This window comes from Streptomyces sp. NPDC059398 (assembly GCF_042751845.1).
Lineage (GTDB): Bacteria > Actinomycetota > Actinomycetes > Streptomycetales > Streptomycetaceae > Streptomyces.
Genome location: NZ_JBHYWP010000067.1, coordinates 1 through 2535, shown reverse-complemented (window position 1 = coordinate 2535; position 2535 = coordinate 1). Strand labels below are relative to the sequence as shown.

The 2535-nt window shown below is 71.4% G+C and carries 2 protein-coding genes; one reads left to right on the top strand and one right to left on the bottom strand.

Annotation, left to right across the window (positions count from 1 at the left end):
• Positions 1-97 precede the first annotated feature (97 nt).
• Positions 98-1126, bottom strand: a complete 1029-nt coding sequence (locus tag ACFXBC_RS22575) for a methyltransferase (RefSeq protein ID WP_385027201.1) — start codon at positions 1124-1126, stop codon at positions 98-100.
• Positions 1127-1725: 599 nt separating this feature from the next.
• On the opposite strand from ACFXBC_RS22575, the gene ACFXBC_RS22570 reads away from it, so the two are divergent.
• Positions 1726-2394 (top strand): DUF1707 domain-containing protein, encoded by a 669-nt coding sequence (locus ACFXBC_RS22570; protein ID WP_385027198.1) that lies wholly within the window; start codon positions 1726-1728, stop codon positions 2392-2394.
• Positions 2395-2535: the final 141 nt, after the last annotated feature.

The following is a 2535-nucleotide window of genomic DNA, read 5'->3' as shown; positions in this document are numbered from 1 at the left end:
TCTCGGGGGCCGCCCCCCCACCCCCCACATCCCCCCCCCCCCCCCGGCGGGGGGTGTGAGTGTGGCGGCGGCGTGGGGGGGGCCCAGGCCGTGGTACCTAGGCCGGGACGCAGGCGGTGATACTGAGATCCGCCGGACACGGGGTGATGGACAGGACCTGGAAGCCCGCCTCCACCGCCTCCCGGCGCATATCGGCCTCGCTGCGCTCACGGGTCCGGGCCTCGCCGACCACCATCTTGATCAGGTTGCGGAACGCGGCCCCGGAGTCATGCTCCACCAGCGGGTCGATGACCAGAAGCTTCGGGCCCTCCTCTGTCGGGCCGTCAGTGGTGTTGACAGTATCGGCCACCGCCTTGCGGATGTTCCGCAGGATCTGTACGCCGCTCTCCGAACTCCAGTCGTGCAGAACGTTCTTGAGGATGTAGAGGTCACCGCCGGCGGGGACCTCGTGCAGGATGTCCGCAGGCTGGAAGGTGAGCCGGCGGACGAGGTCCGGCTCGCCCGAAGCGGCGAGCTCGGCCTCGGCCCTGCGGCAGGTGTCGGGGCGGTCCACACAGACGCCGCGCAGGTGCGGGTGAGCCGTGAGGACGGCCTTGAGCAGGGTGCCGTTGCCGCCGCCGACGTCGACCACGGTGCGCACATTCCCGAACGGAACATGCTCGGCCAGGATGGTGCCGATCGGCCGGGCCCAGTCCTGCATGGCGCGGTCGAATATCCGGGCGCTCTCCGGGTTCTGGTCCAGGTACTCATAGAGCGGGACGCCGAACGCGCAGGGCATCACCGACTTCCCGGTCCGAACCGCCTCGGTGAGCCCGCCGGTCGCGGCGTGACCGTAGAGGCCGCACAGGAGCGCGGCCAGGTTCCGTACCGACTCCGGGTGGTCGCTCCTCAGCTGCTCGGAGAGCGGCGAGTTGACGTACCGGCCCTCCTCGTCCCGGGCGAACACCCCGAGCGCGGTCAGGGCCTGCAGCACGGAGCCGAGCGATTCGGCGTCCGCATCGACGGCTTTGGCCAGCTCGGGAACGGTGGCGGGGCCGTCCGCCAGCACGTCCGCGATGCCCAGTTGGGCCGCGGTGCCGACCGCCGAGGAGGCCATGGCCCCCATGACCAGGCTCATCAACGACATTTACAGGTTCCCCAATCGCTCTGGCCGGACGGCGCGCCGCCGACGCCGGGCCGGTGTCGGTCGTCCCCGCCGTACGCCGGGAGCCGCCACGCCGTGCCGTCCTGGTGCCGTCGTGCGGTGCGCGGCGCCGGGTGGTCCGGACGGCGGTGTGCACTGCCGACGGCACTCGGCCGGCCGCTGCGGGTGGCGCCGGCCGGAGGCGGCAGTCGCGACCTGTCGCGCCGCAGACCGGGCACAGCAGTACTGCTGCGCAGGTGCGGTCTGTGCGCCACACGCTAGACGGGCGGTCACCGTACGTCGTGTCGTTCAACCGGCCCGACCGCCCCGTACGGCAACCGGTCGGGCAGCCGGGGGTGTTGGCCCCGCGGTGCTCCGGCAGCCCGGCGGGTCCCGCCCGAGCCGCCGTCCGAACACCGGCCGCCCGCTTTCCGCACCGGCCCGTGGCGGGCCGCCGGTCGCCCGTGGAGTGGCGGGTCCGTTCACGCGCGCACGGTCGGCAGTTGAACATCGGTGGACGGAACCGCTGCGTACAGGGCCTCGGCGGGGTGGCCGGATTCCGGACCTTGAGGTTCCGCCTGAGGAAGGAGAGGCTTGGCCGCATGAGTGATGACAAGTCGTCGACCGATGACGGCGTGGAGAACACGCAGGCAGCCATGCGGGCTTCGGACGCGGACCGCGACCAGGTGGTGGAGATCCTGCGGGACGCCGCCGGGGACGGCCGGCTGACCTCCGATGAGGTCAGCGAACGGGTCGAGGCCGCGCTGAACGCCCGGACCATCAGCGAACTCGCCCGGCTGACCCGCGATCTGCCGGTCTCACCCGTTCCCGGCGATCCGGAGAAACGGCCCGAACGTCCCAAGGACGTCGTGGAGATCGACCAGCGCTGGGGCACCCTGCACCGCTCCGGCACCTGGGAGGTCCCGCGCCACCTGGACATCCGGATGCACGGAGGGGACGTCAAACTCGACTTCACCGAGGCCGTGATCGGCTACGACAAGCTGGACATCGACGCCCGGATCAGCATCGGCGGGAACCTGATCCTGGTCGTCCGGCCGGGCATCGTGGTCCGCACCGACGACCTGACCGTGGGGGTGGGAGAGGTCAAGTACCGCAATCCCGCATCCGACGCGGAGGCGCCGGTCGAACTCCTGGTGAACGTCACCGGGCGCCTCAAGGGCGGCGACGTGGTGGTCCGCCACCCGCGGCGGAAGCTCAGCGAGTGGATCCGCGGCGACAGCGCCAAGAGCGCATCCGAAGCACAGAACTGAAGCAGGTTCCGGTACGACCGGGGGCGGCGGGACGGCACTGAGCCGTTACGCCGCCCCTAAGTGCTGTCCCGCAATCCCTGGCGGGCGCGCGACGACAGCTACGGCACCTCACCGCGTTGTCGGAACGCCCGAATACAACCC

Bases quoted from the DNA above. Each gene is read 5' to 3' on its own strand.
- ACFXBC_RS22575 (WP_385027201.1), bottom strand. From the start codon at position 1,126: ATGTCGTTGATGAGCCTGGTCATGGGGGCCATGGCCTCCTCGGCGGTC.
- ACFXBC_RS22570 (WP_385027198.1), top strand. From the start codon at position 1,726: ATGAGTGATGACAAGTCGTCGACCGATGACGGCGTGGAGAACACGCAG.